The following is a 16,508-nucleotide window of genomic DNA, read 5'->3' on the forward strand; positions in this document are numbered from 1 at the left end:
GAATCAGTCCTTATCGGGCGAAGAGTGCGACAACCATCGGGTAAATTTATCATCGATGGGGTCAGCCTGATAACTCAAACGTTCGCCTTCGAAATCAAATGCCAGTCGCCAGGCGTGCAGGTAGAGTCGGTCAGCGGGCGTACCACCGTAAAGGGTATCGCCGAGCATGGGGCTGCCCAGCGATTTCAAGGCCACCCGAAGTTGATGGGTTTTCCCGGTTTTCGGGTAGAGGACAAATCCGCGCTCGCCATCGTCCAGTGACACACTGCGAAAGCGGGTGATCGCCGGATTGTTCTGCTCACGCAGTAACTTCCATTGGCTGCGCCGTGAGGGTGCCATGTCGCCCCGGACCCAGCCCTGCTTTTTTCGCGGGCGACGATCACTGATGGCGAGATAGGTTTTCTCGACACGACCTTCGGCGAACCCAAGACTCAACGCTCGATTCGCTTCCGTTGTTCGGGCCACCAGCAACAACCCGGAGGTGGGTTTATCAAGTCGGTGCACCGGAAACGCAGTGTGCCCCTGGTCATTCAGCCACTCGAGTACGCTCGGCGCTTGGGCATCGCGTTGTACGGTCCAGCCTGTAGGCTTCACGATGACAAAATAAGCATCTGTGGCCGTTAGGATCGTCGGTTCAGGTCCAGGCATTCAGATCGTCATCATCAACGGTGGCGATGTCCTGATGCAGCTGTTCCCGGATACGTTCCATCCAGGTCCCCCAATGGGTGTTTAACCGGGCAAGATGCGCGGGTGATTTGCGCAGGTCGCGATGCTCAGCAATAAGACTGATGCGATCGTCCATGACCTCAATGCGCCAATGCACCAGCGTGTTATGAAAATCGTCTTCACCCTGCACACACAGCCATTCCAGGTTTTGATCGGGGACTTCTTCGACGACCCGGAAGATCAACGGCACATCGCGATCCTGATGCAAAAAACGCCAGCTGTCACCGTCATGAATCGTGATTTCACCCGGCCACCACCGGTTCAGACCCGCGCGCGTTGTCAACAAACTCCAGACACGCTCAGGCGAGGCTACGACATCAATTTCATGATAGAGTGTGGTCATCGGTCAGTCCTGAACAACGCTGGATTGTGTGAATGTTTGCCCGTCAGTTTAGCAAAATCCAACGACATATCGAGACTCCGTGACACATCAACTAGGATTCACCTCAGCCGGACCGGTGCATTATGGCGACGCCTGACCTGACGCCCAAACTGGCCATGCAGCCAGAAGGCTCACTGAACAAACTTAGCATCAACAGCCTGTTGCTGGATCGTCAGGATCCTTTGGTCAATACCCCGTCCCTGTGTGGTAAAACGCTGGTTTCCCGACAAGCGTTACTGGAGATTCTTGAAGATACCGGGCACGGCGACGCGGGTAATCTGCGCCGCTTTCTGGGTCGCTTCGATCCACAATCGCATCGAGACCAAATCGTTCTTGACCGTTACGCCCAACGCTTCAGCGTGGTGATTAATACAGCCCGCACCGCTTCGGCCTGGCCAGGGGATGATGCTTACCGCCGCTCCTTGCGGGCCTACTGGCAATCGATCACGACGCTGGTGATCTCCGGTGGGCTGACGTCGGCCGAATTCGGTCAGTCACTGGCCCAGTCGGTCGAACAACGCAGCCAGAATCTGGCGGTCATCTGTTCTCCCTGGGGGGGTAACACGGCATTGCTCGGCTTGGCTCAAACCGCCGCTTGTGCCGATGATATTCTGGTTATGGATTTCGGAGGCACCGGCATCAAGCGGGCCATCGCGCACCGCTTCGGTAACCGACTGACGTTATTGCCCGAGGCTAAAACGAAGGACTTTTGCGAACAGGGTCGAATCCGCAAAGCCGGGCTGATGTTGGCGCTGCGGCAAACACGTCAACTGCTCGATCGCCCGCTACCGGTCGCCATCAGCATCGCCAGCTATCTGGACCATGGGCACCCGTATCGCTACTTCAGCAGTCTCTATCATGGACTTACCGAAGATTCTGATCATTTAGCCACCAGCTTACATCAAGAATGGTTACCGGAATCGGATCTCGGCCCCTTATTACTCCTCGAACACGACAGTGCCGCCGCCGGTCTGGCGTTCCGGTTTCGCGAGCCAGCAATGATGGTCACTTTGGGCACCGGACTCGGCAGTGCACCCTGTCCAATGATAAAATCCTGACTTCCGGGCTGACAGCCGACAATCGCCAGCTATACTGCACGTAAAGAGAATTAGAACGCAATTAGAATGCTTCATTCCCGTCCCCCAAATCAAAGCCGAAACCGGGCCACTTGGAGTCAGTCCTGATGATCGTGGCTTTGACGGTGTCCGCACTGATGTGTCTGGTTGCCTTTGCGTTTACCGGCAACCCCATTCTGGACGCCGTCCTTGCAGTTCTGGCCATTGGGCTGAGCGCGTTCCTGGTACTTAAACATCGAAAACTACTTCTGGTGCCACTGCTGGTGTTGACCGCAGCGCCGATCATTCCGTTCGTCAAATGGTTCGAACCGGCGTTTATCAGCCGGGCCACAGAAGGTGCCTATCGTAATCTGGAGAATGAACTGGACATTGCCGAAGGCATCGTCACTCAGTTTTTTCTGAACAATGCCGCCGCATTGGATTCCATTGCCATTCTGGTTAATCAGAGCGATTCCTTGTCCGACGCCGAATATCAGCAGTGGTTGACACAAATTCTGCCCGCTTATCGGAATCAGTTTCTGAACATCGCCGTCTCCGAAAACCTGATCGTCAAACACGTCTATCCACCGAACGATGTAAACCTGCAAGTGCGGGGTGCCGACCTCAGTCAGGTGCCCGATCAGGGTTTACAGTATCGGAATGTTTTACGCACTCAACAACCGACGGTTATTGGTCCGGTCATGTTGATTCAGGGTGTCCCCGGAGTCATCTATGTACGACCGATGCCAAACAAACCAGATCTGGTTCTCTCTGGCGTGTTGTCATTAGCACAGCTTGAGCAAGAACTGGACATGATTCTTTCCGATGCCATTCACCTGCAGATAAATGTGCGCACCTTAGTCAGCCAATACGAACTGCTGGCTGATGACCTTTTCGATGCCAACCGCAGTGCATCGCGTGATTTGGATTTTAACGAGATTACCGTCGGCATCGCCGCCTCCTCCAACCGCGTTGATCAACTCACAACCCGCACACGCTGGGTGACCCGATCATCAGCGACGGCACTGTGGATAGGCCTCAGTTTTCTGCTCGGTTTACAGCGAGTCAATTTTCGTCTGCGAGAACAACAGCGAAAGGCCCTGGAAAAAAGTGAGCAGGAACTGACGGCCGCACAACGGCTGGGCAAAATGGGATCCTGGGTCAGTACCGACGGTGAACGGCTAGCGCTGTCGACCCCGCTGCAGGAACTGTTGAACATCAATGGCGAGGAGATATCACTGGACGCACTGTTTGATCGGCTGCATCCGGATCAGCGAATGCTGCATATCGAACAAATCCATTCGTTCATGGCCGGTCACCAGGATCGCCTTAATCTTGAGCATCGGCTGAAAACCGGAGAGACGTACCAATGGTTTGATCATCGTATTGCCCGCACCAGCGACAACCAGGTCACAGGCATTCTGCGGAATATTCAGACCATTCGCGAACGCGAAGAACAGGTCACGAAACTGGAATCTTTCGACTCTTTGACCGGCGCGGCCAACCGGCATTATTTCCGTCAGATTGCCGAGCAGAATCTGGCCTTGTGCGAACGACGGCGAACGACCTTTGTACTGGCTTTAATAAACATTGACGACTTCAGGACCGTCAATGAAAGCCATGGCCAATCTGTTGGCGATGAGTTACTGAAGCAGATTACACTGCGCCTGCACAATCATTCACGCAAGTCAGACACCATCGCCCGCCTATCCGGCGATACCTTTGCCATGGCTTTGGTCGATATCGGCAACAACCGTCAGTCGGTTTTTGTCATTGAGCAGATCATGCGCCGGTTGAAAGATCCGTACATGATTGCCGATGATCTCTACCCTCAGTTCACGCTCGGTATCGCCATGTATCCGGACGATGCAACCGACTATGACACGCTGCTGCGTATGTCAGAATCGGCGCTGAGCGCGGCCAAAAAAGAAGCTCGAGGTCATTATCGTTATTACTCAGCCGAACTCAGCGAACAAACCGACCGTCGCCAGCGCATACTGGCCAGTCTTCCGGCGGCCATCGCTAACGACTACCTGCACGTAGTATTTCAGCCACGCGTCGACAGCCAGCAACCGCACCGGTCCACCAGCATGGAAGTTCTGGTGCGTTGGCACGATCCGGTGCTGGGTGTCGTTTCACCCGGTGAGTTCATCCCGATCGCCGAACACACATCCTTGATTGCAGACATCGGCCATTGGGTGATGCGGGAAACCTTCCGCACCATGGATCAGTACGGTCACCTGCTCCCGGAAGGCCTGACGGTTTCCATCAACCTGTCGCCCCGACAACTTGAAGACCGAACCCTGCCCGATGCCATTCGCCACCTGCTGCAGGACTACAATGTGCTGGCGTCCCAGTTCGAGCTGGAAATTACCGAACATTCCATTGCTGAACAATCGGAAGATATCCGCGACAACATGCGGGAGCTGAACGATCTCGGATTCCGCTTTGCTCTGGACGATTTTGGTACCGGCTACTCCAATCTGGGCATTCTGCAATCCTTGCCACTGCACGTACTGAAAATCGACATGAGCTTCATCCGGGCGATTGGAACAACCGACCGCTCCGATGAACTGGTTCGGGCCATTATCAACATGGGTCATACGCTGGGTTTACGTCTCGTTGCCGAAGGCGTGGAAAGCGCAGCCCAGGTTCAGTTCCTGACTGAACTCGACTGCGAAGAACTGCAGGGCTTTTACTTTTACAAACCGCAATCGATTGACGAGCTGATTCCACAACTGAAATCGGACGATCAGTAAAAGTCAGGAGGCCGTGGCTGACAGGTTGCGCCGGGCAATCAAGAGGGTGGAAGCCACACCGGTCATGACCAATGCAATACCGACCCACTGCGCACTTGAAACAGCATGTTCCAAAAACACGATGGTCAGCAACGCGTTAAACAAAGGCGCGGTCGTCACCATCAGTCCGGCAATGTTGGCATCGCTTAACCGCACGGCCATGTTCCAGCACAGCAACGACACCACCGAGGGAAACAACGCCACAAAAGCCACAGCGCCCCATTGACCACCACTGGGCAGGAATACCGTCTCGGTCAACATATCGTAGACCCAGAACGGCAAAATCATCACCGTGCCGGAACCAACAAAAAAAGTCAGCAATCCAATCACGTCTATCTGCGCACTGGCGGTGTTTTTCAGAAACACCGAATAAAACGCCCAGCTGGTGATGGCGACCAACATCAAGACCTCACCGGCACTGAAGCCGGACCCACCCAGCAGATTTTGCCATTGACCGTCGCTGATCACCGTGACCGCGCCGATCACAGCTATAGAGGCAGTCGCCCACTCTGGCAAACTCAACCGACGACTGCCGAAAAAGCTGCTGACAATGGCAATGGCCAACGGCATCAGCGCCAGCATCGCCCCGACCTTAACGGGCTCTGTGTGTTCCAGAGCCCAGTACTGCAGTGTGTTGTAGAGTGTGACGCTCAAGATCGACAGTCCCACCAGCTGCGGTAGGCGTTGTCGATACCAGTCCCATTGCCGGCGAATGCGATACAAGCCAAAGGGGGCCAGTATCAGAAACGCGCCGATCCAGCGAAACTGAGACAAGGTGAAGGCAGGCAGCTCGGCCACGACAACTTTGCCGACAATGGCATTGGCCGCCCAGAAGAAGTTCGCTGTCGCCGCTAACAGCACCGCTATGAACAGATGTTTTTGCACAAATACCTCACCCCTGTTGACGTCCCTCCGAACATCCGGAGGGTCGGTCACCATACCGGTGATACCACCACAAAACCATCCTACGAAGGGCTTGGCCGGGACCGACCACCCTCGACAGTCCCGATTACCGTCTTATGAGAACTCGCGTAAAAAACGCTCAAGCTTGTCGACCATGTTTTCCGACCCCACAAAGAACGGCACCCGCTGGTGCAACTCGGTCGGTTTAATATCGAGAATGCGTTCAGAGACACCGGCGATCGCACAGCCACCGGCCTGTTCCGCCAGAAACGCCATGGGATTGCATTCGTACAATAAGCGCAACTTGCCGGTAGGGTACTGAGTAGACGCTGGATACAGAAAGATACCGCCTTTGAGCAGGTTACGATGAAAGTCGGACACCAATGATCCGATGTATCGGCTGGTGTACGGACGGTTGGTTTTCTTGTCCTCAACCTGACAGTATTTAATGTACTGTTTGACACCATCGTGAAAGTGAACGTAGTTGCCTTCATTCACTGAGTATATTTTTCCGTCCGATGGAAACTGCATATCCGGGTGCGATAAGCAGAATATCCCCAAGCTTGGATCGTAGGTAAAGCCGTGTACGCCGTTGCCGGTACTGTAGACCAGCATGGTGGACGAACCATAGATAACATAGCCCGCGGCAACCTGAGCACGACCCGGCTGCAGGAAATCTTCCTCAGTGACTGGTTCACCAATAGGGGAAAGCCGTCGGTACACTGAAAAGATGGTGCCCACGGACACATTCACATCGATGTTGGAAGAGCCATCCAGCGGGTCCATCAGGACGACGTACTTACCGTTTTTGCACAGCCCATCTTCGAAATGGACATAGGTGTCCTCTTCTTCCGATGCCAGGCCACACACCACTCCACGAGCTGATAAAGCGGCCTTGAACTTATCATTGGCGATGACATCGAGCTTTTGTTGCTGTTCACCCTGAACGTTTTCATTACCGGCAGCCCCGGTGATGTCTGCCAATCCCGCCTTATTTATTTCCCGGTGTACCACTTTTGCAGCCAAGCGAATGGACGCAAAAATTGATGACAGCTCACCGGTGGCATCCGGGTACTCAGCCTGCTTCTCGATGATAAACTCACCGAGGGTTTTGGTTATCTCCATACTATCTCCATATCCTGCCGTCTGGGGTCGTCTCATGCACCCGTAAACCTTCCTGAGTGCTGACATGAACAACTATCAGGCCGAAGCTCCGTGTTGCTCTTTTATCGTTATAAGTGCCCAAAAAATACAACCTGTTGGTCAGGAAATTTCGGACATCCGGTACCTGTCATATCAGGCCAATGGCAAGTCGACGCCATCAGCCTGTTCATCAAGTGTTCACAAATGGTACCACAGGTAAAACCGGACACCTCTGAAGGAAACGTCAGGTTTTTGCGGACAAGTCGCTTGGCCGGAGCTCCAATGACTCCGGCCAACACGTTTAGCGGATCACCTTATCCACCAGCAACGTGGAGACCGACCGCGATGACGTCCCTTCGACATACCGATATTTACGCCAGAAATCCCACCACTCGCGTTTTTCATAATCGGCCACATCAACACCGAGGGCATTCACACCACTGTTATTGTAGTCCGCTTCAATGCTGCGCACCGAGGTCATCGAATATCCGGTACGATTGCCCTGCATGGCATTGTGCGGAACGTCTTCACTCATCAGGATCGGATAGTGAAAGTCGTAACGCTGACTGACCGAAGGCGCCGCGCTGATCCAGGTCAGACGACCATCCAACCGTGTGTCCTGACTGCAACTGTCGTAGGCGCTCGCATAGGATGCACCACAGGCACTGTGCAGCGGCACCACCGAATCGTCCCGACCACTGATGAGCGGATGAGTGGCGAAACCGTAAAACTCATCCCCTGCCCCGGCCACGCGCAAACGGGGAATCGCAGGGAACCCATTGGTTGCATGGCTACGCGCAACCGAAGGCTGCAAGTCAGTCATGACGCCGACATTCAAACCGAAATGAACGGGGAAGCCTGCATACTCCAGCAGCGCACTGATCACGTCCCCGGCGAAGTTAATGCCATTGGCCACGCCCACACCATAGTTGGCCAACTCAGTACCGCCACCGGCTCCGGCCAGGTCAATTACGCCGGCAACTTTGAATCGATCCGCCATGGCAGAGCCAAAGAGGGAGCGTTTATTTTTCAGCAAAAACCGAGTAACCAGATCACCGGTGGAATGCGTCACGATGACACATTGATCCCGACAATAGTCCTCTTGCAACAGCGCCTGAATTTGCGGTTGTACCACACTGATGATGCCATTCGCACCCGTCAGGCGACGGTCGGATGGCCAGTGGATGATGTTGCTCCGGCCGCCGTCCTGACGTTTAAACGCCGGATCAATATCCGCCCAATAGTCTTGAGCATCCCGTCGCCCATTGTCGTCAGGCGGATCAAGCAACTGGAAAGGATTAAAACCATGGATCAGAATCACGTTTTTACCCGCGATGTCCGCCTGGGCCATGGAAAAGCATGTGATGAGCAGTATCAAGCTGCAAAGTTGTTTTATCATAGGTCTGGACCTTTTTGTTGTTGTTTGAGGGTCATGATTTGCCGTTTGGCGTCCGCCTGATTCACCGCGACGGCCGGAACCGGCTACTGAGACAGCGATCTCAGAAACTCCAGCCGGGCAAGCGCGTCAGCGTCCACATAGTCTTCATCCAAATAGGAAGGGAATGGATAACCCTGAACCTCAATGGAACCTTCAGGGACCAAACCCTGGTGAACGCTGAAATCGGGCGGCGCTGGCATTCGCTCCAGCACGAGATCGTCAAGCAGGTAGTCACCGGGATCGCCCATCCGTTCCAGGGCACGAATGTGGGCCATCAACGGCAACACACCCTTCCCTGACGACAACTCCTGCTCATTCATGAGGTGCAACAACGGCTCTCCGGTGTTTGCTGAATAAAGATTGCCTTCGAGTCGGTAAAAACCGGGATCTTTAATGTGGACATCAATCGGAATCACCAGCCAGGCACCTTCGACAAAGCTGGCCCTGGCCGTGGTCATACGAAAGTTGTCGTTACGAAGATCCGGGAGCACCGGCGTCGACAAGGTCACATCGTCCTCGCCGCTTGCGGTTAACGTAGCAACCACAAACAACTGACCTTGATCCTGCCAACTCTGAGTCAATGCCGGAAATAAAAATGGGGTATAACCGGAACCCTCTAAGTTTGGGTGCCGAGCCAGTTCCTGTCCGTTTTGCATCAACCTGAGTGACACCCGTGCGGCCACTAAACCGTCGGGAACAGTCAACGTACCGGTAATTGGTTCTGTTGGAGAAAAGCGCAGACGATCGGTTGTCAGTTCAAAGGTACCCTGAGATACCTCACGGTGTATGGGCGAGGACTGATTGGGCAGGTATTTTTTCAGGCTATCTGAATCCGCGATGGGGCGTGATTGCTCCGGATATTGGATCTGTGACTCGAAGTCATCAACGACCCACTGCAGTTCCGGCGGCCCGTCATTGTCGAAATCAGCATTGCTCAGTGGTTCCTCTGCCCTGGTCGCGGTGTTCTGATCAGCAACAGGTACGAAATCGATTGGCGGTGTTTGAACTGCATGAGCGGCTTGATTCGGCATCGCAGTCTCTGGTTGTTGGCTGCGCAACCAGATCAATATGGCAAAAACGACCCCTGCCGTGCAGACAGCAAGCAAACGAATAAACATGACGCGTCTCCAGCATTCACTGAAGCCGGAACTCTCTCGGTTCAGGCATTTTTTTGTTGTTATTGTGCCCTGGCAGCCTGTTATCACAGCCTGCCATTGTGTTGGCCGGGCTAACTCACCTTAGCGAAGGTGACCAATAAATAAACTCTGAACACAGCATTGTGTATTGAATAGACGCATTGCCCGAAAATTAAACGCTTTATTGAACACAGGTAAACAGTGTTGAAGAAAAAGGTGATCTGATACGCAAAAAAAAAGCGGCCACTGGCCGCCTTTATTGATGACATCAAGCCTATCGGCCTAATGCTTTCCGTGCTTGTTTGATGGTGCGAAGCTTACCAATAGCTTTTGAAAGCTGAATTGCCACTTCCGCAAACTCTTTGCTTGCCAGGTTATCAGCCACCTGCTTCTCAGCAGAGACTTTCGCCTGTTCCGCCGCAGCTTCATCCAGATCACCGGCTCGAACCGCCGTGTCCGCGAGCACCGTTACAACATTCGGCTGGACCTCGAGGTATCCGCCGTCGACATAGATAAATTCTTCTTTGCCGTTTTGTGTAATCAAGTGCACAGGGCCTGGATTTAATCGCGTTAACAGCGGGGCGTGCCCGGGTTTAATACCCAGTTCGCCCTGCTCTCCGGTACACACCAAAATCTCGACAAGGCCCGAAAAGACCTTCTCTTCGGCACTGACGATGTCACAATGTACAGTCATAGCCATGTTGGTTTCCTCCGGCTCGATTATTTCGCCGCGTTGTGCGCTTCCACGACTTCTTCAATAGTACCTTTCATGTAGAAGTTCTGTTCGGCAATGTGATCGTACTCGCCATCCAGAATTCCTTTGAAACCACGAATGGTTTCTTTCAGTGAAACGTACTTACCTGGCGCACCAGTAAAGACTTCTGCAACGTGGAAAGGCTGAGACAAGAAACGCTCAATCTTACGGGCACGGCTTACGGTCTGCTTATCTTCATCAGACAGTTCGTCCATACCCAGAATCGCGATGATGTCTTTCAGCTCTTTATACTTCTGCAGTACACCCTGAACGCCGCGAGCGGTGTTGTAGTGATCGTTACCGATGATCTGTGGGTCCAGCTGACGCGAAGACGAGTCCAGCGGGTCAACGGCCGGATAAATACCCAGTGCCGCAATATCACGAGACAGTACAACGGTGGCATCCAAGTGAGCAAAGGTGGTTGCTGGTGATGGGTCAGTCAAGTCATCCGCAGGGACGTAAACCGCCTGAACGGATGTAATAGAACCGTTCTTGGTTGAAGTAATACGTTCCTGCAGAACACCCATCTCTTCCGCCAGTGTTGGCTGATAGCCCACCGCTGATGGCATACGACCCAGCAGTGCCGATACTTCTGTACCCGCCAGAGTGTAACGATAGATGTTGTCCACGAAGAACAGAACGTCACGACCTTCGTCACGGAACTTCTCGGCCATGGTCAAACCGGTCAGAGCAACACGAAGACGGTTACCCGGTGGTTCATTCATCTGACCGTATACCATCGCAACCTTAGACTCTTCCAGCTTTTCAAGCTGAATAACGCCCGCGTCGGACATTTCGTGGTAGAAGTCGTTACCTTCACGGGTACGCTCACCAACACCGGCAAATACCGACAGACCCGAGTGCTCGGTTGCAATGTTGTTAATCAGTTCCAGCATGTTCACGGTTTTACCAACACCGGCACCACCGAACAGACCAACCTTACCACCCTTAGCGAATGGGCAAACCAGGTCGATAACCTTAATACCGGTTTCCAGAATTTCCTGGCTGTGAGCCTGCTCTGCATAAGAAGGCGCATCGGCGTGAATGACGGAACGTTCGTCCGTCTGAATCTCACCACGCTCGTCAATGGGCTCACCCAAGACGTTCATGATGCGACCCAGGGTACCGGTTCCGACCGGTACAGCAATGCCTTCACCTGTATTTGATACGTCCAATCCACGCTTCAGGCCTTCAGTAGTACCCATCGCGATGGTACGAACAACACCGTCACCCAGCTGCTGCTGGACTTCGAGTGTGATGCCATTAGCATCAATTTTCAGTGCGTCGTAAACCTTTGGCACGCTGTCACGTGGGAATTCCACGTCGACAACGGCACCAATGATTTGCGTAATACGTCCGCTACTCATGTTTGTGTCCTCTCTAATCCGTTATTGCACCGCCGCAGCGCCGCCAACAATTTCGGAGATCTCCTGAGTAATCGCCGCCTGTCGGGCCTTGTTATACTCAAGTTTCAGGTTATCGATCATATCGCCCGCGTTTTCGGTGGCGTTTTTCATCGCCATCATTCGCGAAGCCTGCTCACACGCACCGTTCTCGACAACGCCCTGATAGACCTGGGCTTCCAAAAAACGGCTCAGCAAACCATTCAACAAGGATTCCGCGTCCGGCTCATAGAGATAGTCCCAAGCATACGAACGGTTGGATTCATCATCGGCCGGTTTCAGCGGCAAAATCTGATCAATTTTAGGTTTCTGCACCATGGTGTTTACAAACTGGTTGTAAACCACATGGAGCTGGTCGATCTTGCCGGATTCAAAGTCGTCAATCATGACTTTGACACCGCCGATCAAGTCCGCCACTGCAGGTTGCTCACCAACGTGAGTGATCGATGCCACCACGTCAAAGCCCCGTGCTTTGAAGAACCCTGTGCCTTTACTGCCAATGGCACAAACCTGAGTCTGAATGCCTTGCTGCTCAAGCTCCGCTGCGTGCAACGAAACCGCTTTGAACAGGTTGACGTTCAGACCACCACAGAGACCACGGTCGGTGGACACAACAATATAGCCCACACGTTTTACTTCACGCTCTTGCAGATAGCTGTGTTTAAACTCAACGTTCGCGTTGGCCAGATGACCAATCACCGCACGAACTTTCTGTGCGTATGGCTGGCTGACCAGCATGCGATCCTGAGCTTTACGCATCTTACTCGCCGCAACCAGTTCCATTGCTGACGTAATCTTACGCGTGTTATTAATGCTATTTATCTGCGTGCGTATTTCTTTTCCGACTGCCATAGCATTAGCCTCAGTTAGTGGTCACCGAAGTGACCCGATGTATTACCAGCTCTGTGTTGACTTGAACTTGTCCAGCGCTTCTTTAAAAGTACTGGAGATCTCGTCACCCCATACGCCTGATTCCGTAATTTCCTTCATCAGATCCGCATGTTCGCTGTTCATATATCCGTGCAGAGCCGCTTCGAATGCCAGGATTTCTGAAATCTCAAGATCTTCCAGATAACCTTCGTTGGCGGCATAAACTGAGACTGCCATTTCAGCAACGCTCATTGGCGAGTACTGACCTTGCTTCATCAGTTCGGTTACACGGGCACCGTGTTCTAACTGAGCCTTGGTCGCATCGTCCAGATCAGATGCAAACTGGGAGAATGCTGCCAGTTCACGATACTGAGCCAGAGCGGTACGAATACCACCGGACAGTTTTTTCATGATTTTTGTCTGAGCAGAACCACCCACACGAGATACCGAAATACCAGCGTTCATGGCCGGACGAACACCGGCGTTGAACAGGTCAGTTTCCAGGAAGATCTGACCATCGGTAATGGAAATCACGTTGGTTGGTACGAACGCAGATACGTCCCCGCCCTGGGTTTCAATGATTGGCAACGCGGTCAAAGAACCGGTTTTGCCTTTCACTTCGCCCTTGGTGAACTCTTCAACGTACTCGGCGTTAACGCGCGATGCACGCTCAAGCAAACGGGAGTGCAGATAGAAGACGTCACCTGGATAAGCTTCACGGCCCGGTGGACGACGCAACAACAGGGAGATCTGACGATAAGCAACGGCCTGCTTGGACAGGTCATCGTAAATGATCAGTGCGTCTTCACCGCGGTCGCGGAAATATTCACCCATGGAGCAACCGGAGTATGGCGCCAGGAACTGCATGGATGCTGGTTCAGAAGCAGAAGCCACAACAACGGTGGTGTATTCCATCGCGCCGTTTTCTTCAAGCTTGCGAACCACGTTAGCGATCGTTGAACGCTTCTGGCCAACGGCAACGTAGACACACTTAATGCCAGTGCCTTTCTGCGCCAGGATAGCGTCAACAGCCATCGCTGTTTTACCGGTCTGACGGTCACCAATGATCAACTCACGCTGACCACGACCAATTGGTACCATGGAGTCGACGGCTTTATAACCGGTTTGAACCGGCTGATCGACCGACTGACGAGCAATAACGCCAGGAGCGACTTTTTCGATAGGGTCCGTCAGCTTAGCGCTGATGTCGCCTTTACCGTCAATCGCGTTACCCAGTGCGTCAACGACTCGACCCAACAACTCAGGGCCGACCGGCACTTCCAGAATACGTCCGGTACACTTACAGGATTGGCCTTCGGCCAGGTTCTTGTAATCGCCAAGAACCACGGCACCAACCGAGTCCTGCTCAAGGTTAAGCGCCATACCAAAGACGCCACCTTCAAATTCAATCATCTCACCGTACATCACATCGGCAAGACCATGAACACGTACAATACCGTCGGATACACCGACGATCGTACCTTCATTCTGTGCTTTAGAGCTGGTATCCAGTTTCGCGATACGCTCTTTAATAATGTCACTGATTTCTGAAGGATTCAGGTGCTGCATGCGTTTTCCCTCATTAGGAATTCATTGCGTCAGCGAGTTTCGACAGTTTTCCGCGAACGGAACCGTCGATAACTAAATCGCCAGCCTTGATGATTACGCCACCGATGAGTGCGGAATCCACTTTTACCGTCATGCTGACTTCGCGAGAAAGTTTCGCGGTCAGCTTTTCAGTCAAAGCTTTTTGCTGTGCGTCGCTGAGTTCAAATGCACTGGTTACCACCACGTCGGCGCTCTTCTCGTGCTCGGATCGGAGCAGCTCGAATTGCGAACTGATTTCGGACAGCAGCGCGAAGCGATCGTTTTCTGCTAATACAACCAGCAGATTTGATGCGCCTTCGTTACAGTCGTCACCAGCGATGTCGGCAATGGTTTTCGCTTTATCCAATGCGCTTACCGAAGGGCTCGCAATGAGTTCTGCGACCGATTCGGCTTTCGAGATGACAGCAAGCGTTTGCAATGCCGTTGACCAGGTAGCGATATCGCCACTGTCAACGGCCGCTGAAAACGCAGCCTTTGCGTAAGGACGGGCGAGCGTACTTAATTCTGCCATATTCCCTCTCCTTTACAGCTCAGCTGCCAGCTTGTCCAACAACTCGCTATGTTTCGCCTGATCAACTTCAGCCTGCAGAATTTTTTCTGCTCCGGCCATAGTCAGTTCAGCGACCTTAGCACGCAGTTCTTCGCGAGCCAGGTTTCGTTCTTTGTCCACATCAGACTGTGCGGCTGCGACGATTCGCTTAGCTTCCGCTTCGGCTTCGGCTTTTGCTTCGTCAACAATTGCGGCCGCACGGCGATTGGCTTGCTCAAGCATATCTGCCGCCTGTTCCTTCGCTTCGCGAAGTTTTTTGGCAGCGTCATTCTGAGCAACTTCCAATGCCTTATCTGCACGGGATGCAGCATCGAGGCCCTCTGCGATCTTCTTTTGTCGCTCTTGCATGGCCGCCATCAGCGGAGGCCATACGTATTTGGCGCAAAGAAAAACGAAGATAGCGAAGACGACGATTTGGCCAATAAATGTTGCGTTAAAATTCACGCCTTCACCTCGTTGTTAGTTTGTGGAAGTCAACACTTAAGTTACTAAGTGAGATTACGCCGCTACAACGAAGATCAGGTACATCGCGATACCGACACCGATAATTGGAATCGCGTCGATCAGACCCGCTACGATGAAGAATTTGGTCTGCAGCATTGGGCCCAGTTCAGGCTGACGAGCTGTAGATTCCAACAGCTTGCTACCCAGCAGACCAACGCCGATTGCAGCACCGATCGCACCCAAACCCATGATTAAGCCAGCGGCGAGGAAGATAAATTCCATGTGTTTCTCCTAGTTTTTTTAAATACCAAGTTTGTGTTTCAGTAGGGGTAAAACCCAGTTTGCGGCTCCCGACGATACAGCTATCGGTCACCGCGAATTCTTTTGCTTAGTGATCTTCGTGAGCCTGACTCAGATAAACGATCGTCAGAACCATGAAAATAAACGCCTGCAGCGGAATAACCAGAATGTGGAATGCAGCCCAGGCCAGTTGCGCCGCACCGCCCAGCAATGCGACAAAGATGCCGCCGCCGAACATCAGCGCAATCAGAATAAAGATCATTTCCGCTGCGTAGAGGTTACCGAACAGTCGCAGCCCCAGAGAGAACGGCTTGGCAATCAGCCCTACCAGCTCAAGTGGCAGGTTAAACCAGATCAGCCAAGGCGTATTGAAAGGGGTGAAGGACAGTTCTTTGATGAACCCGAAGCCTTTTACTTTGAACGAGTAGTAAATCATCAGGATAAAGACAAAGACGGCCGTGCCCAGAGTGATGTTCGGGTCGGTCGATGGAACAATTTTCTGGAACTTAACGCCCATCAGCTCGAGCGTGTATGGAATCAGATCCACCGGGATAATGTCCATCAGGTTAGACAGTAACACCCAGCAGAAAACGGTCAGAGCAATCGGTGCAATCCAAGGGTTCCGGCCATGAAAGATATCGCGGACGTTGTTTTCAACAAACTCCACCAGGGTTTCGACAAAGTTCTGCGCACCACTGGGCACATCAGACGTTGCTTTACGTGCTACCCGCCAAAAGAACAGAAGGAAAATCGCCCCCAGACCGATCGACCAGAGCATGCTGTCAACATGGATCGCATTGAAGCCCATCTGCGAGGCTTCTTCACCGCACTTAGCCAGTCCCCATTTAGCCTGTTCGACCAGATGGCCGTCACAGGTTGTCGCACCTTCCGGCAATTTACCGTAGGTGAGGTTTGTTAAGTGATGCTGGATATAATCCGAAGCCGTCGCGTACCCGTGCTCTCCGTTTCCACTACTCGCCATAAACCAAAGCCCCTTA

The 16,508-nt window shown here is 52.9% G+C and carries 16 protein-coding genes; 2 read left to right on the forward strand and 14 right to left on the reverse strand.

Annotation, left to right across the window (positions count from 1 at the left end; genetic code table 11):
- Nucleotides 1-3 precede the first annotated feature (3 nt).
- Nucleotides 4-648: a TIGR01621 family pseudouridine synthase gene (locus MED297_RS10430; RefSeq protein ID WP_008044727.1), complete on the reverse strand. Its 645-nt coding sequence runs from the start codon at nt 646-648 to the stop codon at nt 4-6.
- Nucleotides 635-1,069, reverse strand: coding sequence for an SRPBCC family protein (locus MED297_RS10435; protein WP_008044728.1), 435 nt, complete (start codon nt 1,067-1,069; stop codon nt 635-637). The genes MED297_RS10430 and MED297_RS10435 overlap by 14 nt, the downstream gene beginning before the upstream one ends.
- Nucleotides 1,070-1,191: 122 nt before the next feature.
- Between MED297_RS10435 and MED297_RS10440 the strand changes: the two genes are divergently transcribed.
- Complete coding sequence (locus MED297_RS10440; RefSeq protein WP_008044729.1) at nt 1,192-2,166, forward strand: hypothetical protein; 975 nt, start codon at nt 1,192-1,194, stop codon at nt 2,164-2,166.
- Nucleotides 2,167-2,291: 125 nt separating this feature from the next.
- Nucleotides 2,292-4,922, forward strand: a complete 2,631-nt coding sequence (locus MED297_RS10445; protein WP_008044730.1) for a bifunctional diguanylate cyclase/phosphodiesterase — start codon at nt 2,292-2,294, stop codon at nt 4,920-4,922.
- 3 nt (nt 4,923-4,925) lie between these two features.
- Here the strand turns inward: MED297_RS10445 and MED297_RS10450 are convergent, their stop codons facing one another.
- The 12 genes from MED297_RS10450 to atpB all read right to left on the reverse strand — a co-directional run bounded on the left by MED297_RS10450 (nt 4,926) and on the right by atpB (nt 16,492).
- Nucleotides 4,926-5,846, reverse strand: a complete 921-nt coding sequence (locus MED297_RS10450; RefSeq protein ID WP_008044732.1) for a DMT family transporter — start codon at nt 5,844-5,846, stop codon at nt 4,926-4,928.
- 132 nt (nt 5,847-5,978) lie between these two features.
- A complete protein-coding gene (gene fbp, locus MED297_RS10455) occupies nt 5,979-6,989 on the reverse strand; it encodes a class 1 fructose-bisphosphatase (protein WP_008044736.1) in 1,011 nt (336 codons plus the stop codon).
- 319 nt (nt 6,990-7,308) lie between these two features.
- Nucleotides 7,309-8,406, reverse strand: coding sequence for a hypothetical protein (locus MED297_RS10460; protein ID WP_008044737.1), 1,098 nt, complete (start codon nt 8,404-8,406; stop codon nt 7,309-7,311).
- A gap of 83 nt (nt 8,407-8,489) precedes the next feature.
- Nucleotides 8,490-9,563 carry a hypothetical protein gene (locus tag MED297_RS10465; RefSeq protein WP_008044738.1) on the reverse strand — a complete coding sequence of 358 codons (1,074 nt, stop codon included), beginning with the start codon at nt 9,561-9,563 and terminating at the stop codon, nt 8,490-8,492.
- 292 nt (nt 9,564-9,855) lie between these two features.
- Entirely contained in the window at nt 9,856-10,281 is a 426-nt protein-coding gene (locus MED297_RS10470) for a F0F1 ATP synthase subunit epsilon (protein WP_040556976.1), read from the reverse strand.
- Between the two features lie 20 nt (nt 10,282-10,301).
- Nucleotides 10,302-11,702, reverse strand: a complete 1,401-nt coding sequence (gene atpD / locus MED297_RS10475) for a F0F1 ATP synthase subunit beta (RefSeq protein WP_008044740.1) — start codon at nt 11,700-11,702, stop codon at nt 10,302-10,304.
- 21 nt (nt 11,703-11,723) lie between these two features.
- Nucleotides 11,724-12,590, reverse strand: coding sequence for a F0F1 ATP synthase subunit gamma (gene atpG / locus MED297_RS10480; protein ID WP_008044741.1), 867 nt, complete (start codon nt 12,588-12,590; stop codon nt 11,724-11,726).
- A gap of 42 nt (nt 12,591-12,632) precedes the next feature.
- The gene (gene atpA, locus MED297_RS10485) at nt 12,633-14,177 is read right to left on the reverse strand and encodes a F0F1 ATP synthase subunit alpha (protein WP_008044742.1); all 1,545 of its coding nucleotides are present in this window, start codon (nt 14,175-14,177) and stop codon (nt 12,633-12,635) included.
- 13 nt (nt 14,178-14,190) lie between these two features.
- Nucleotides 14,191-14,727, reverse strand: a complete 537-nt coding sequence (locus MED297_RS10490; protein ID WP_008044743.1) for a F0F1 ATP synthase subunit delta — start codon at nt 14,725-14,727, stop codon at nt 14,191-14,193.
- Nucleotides 14,728-14,739: 12 nt separating this feature from the next.
- The gene (locus MED297_RS10495) at nt 14,740-15,210 is read right to left on the reverse strand and encodes a F0F1 ATP synthase subunit B (RefSeq protein WP_040556978.1); all 471 of its coding nucleotides are present in this window, start codon (nt 15,208-15,210) and stop codon (nt 14,740-14,742) included.
- A 54-nt stretch (nt 15,211-15,264) separates the two neighbouring features.
- On the reverse strand, nt 15,265-15,492 hold the full coding sequence (atpE, locus tag MED297_RS10500) for a F0F1 ATP synthase subunit C (protein ID WP_008044745.1): 228 nt from the start codon (nt 15,490-15,492) through the stop codon (nt 15,265-15,267).
- A gap of 106 nt (nt 15,493-15,598) precedes the next feature.
- Entirely contained in the window at nt 15,599-16,492 is an 894-nt protein-coding gene (gene atpB, locus MED297_RS10505; protein ID WP_008044746.1) for a F0F1 ATP synthase subunit A, read from the reverse strand.
- Nucleotides 16,493-16,508: the final 16 nt, after the last annotated feature.

Source organism: Reinekea blandensis MED297 (assembly GCF_000153185.1).
In the GTDB taxonomy this organism is placed as follows: Bacteria; Pseudomonadota; Gammaproteobacteria; order Pseudomonadales; family Natronospirillaceae; genus Reinekea; species Reinekea blandensis.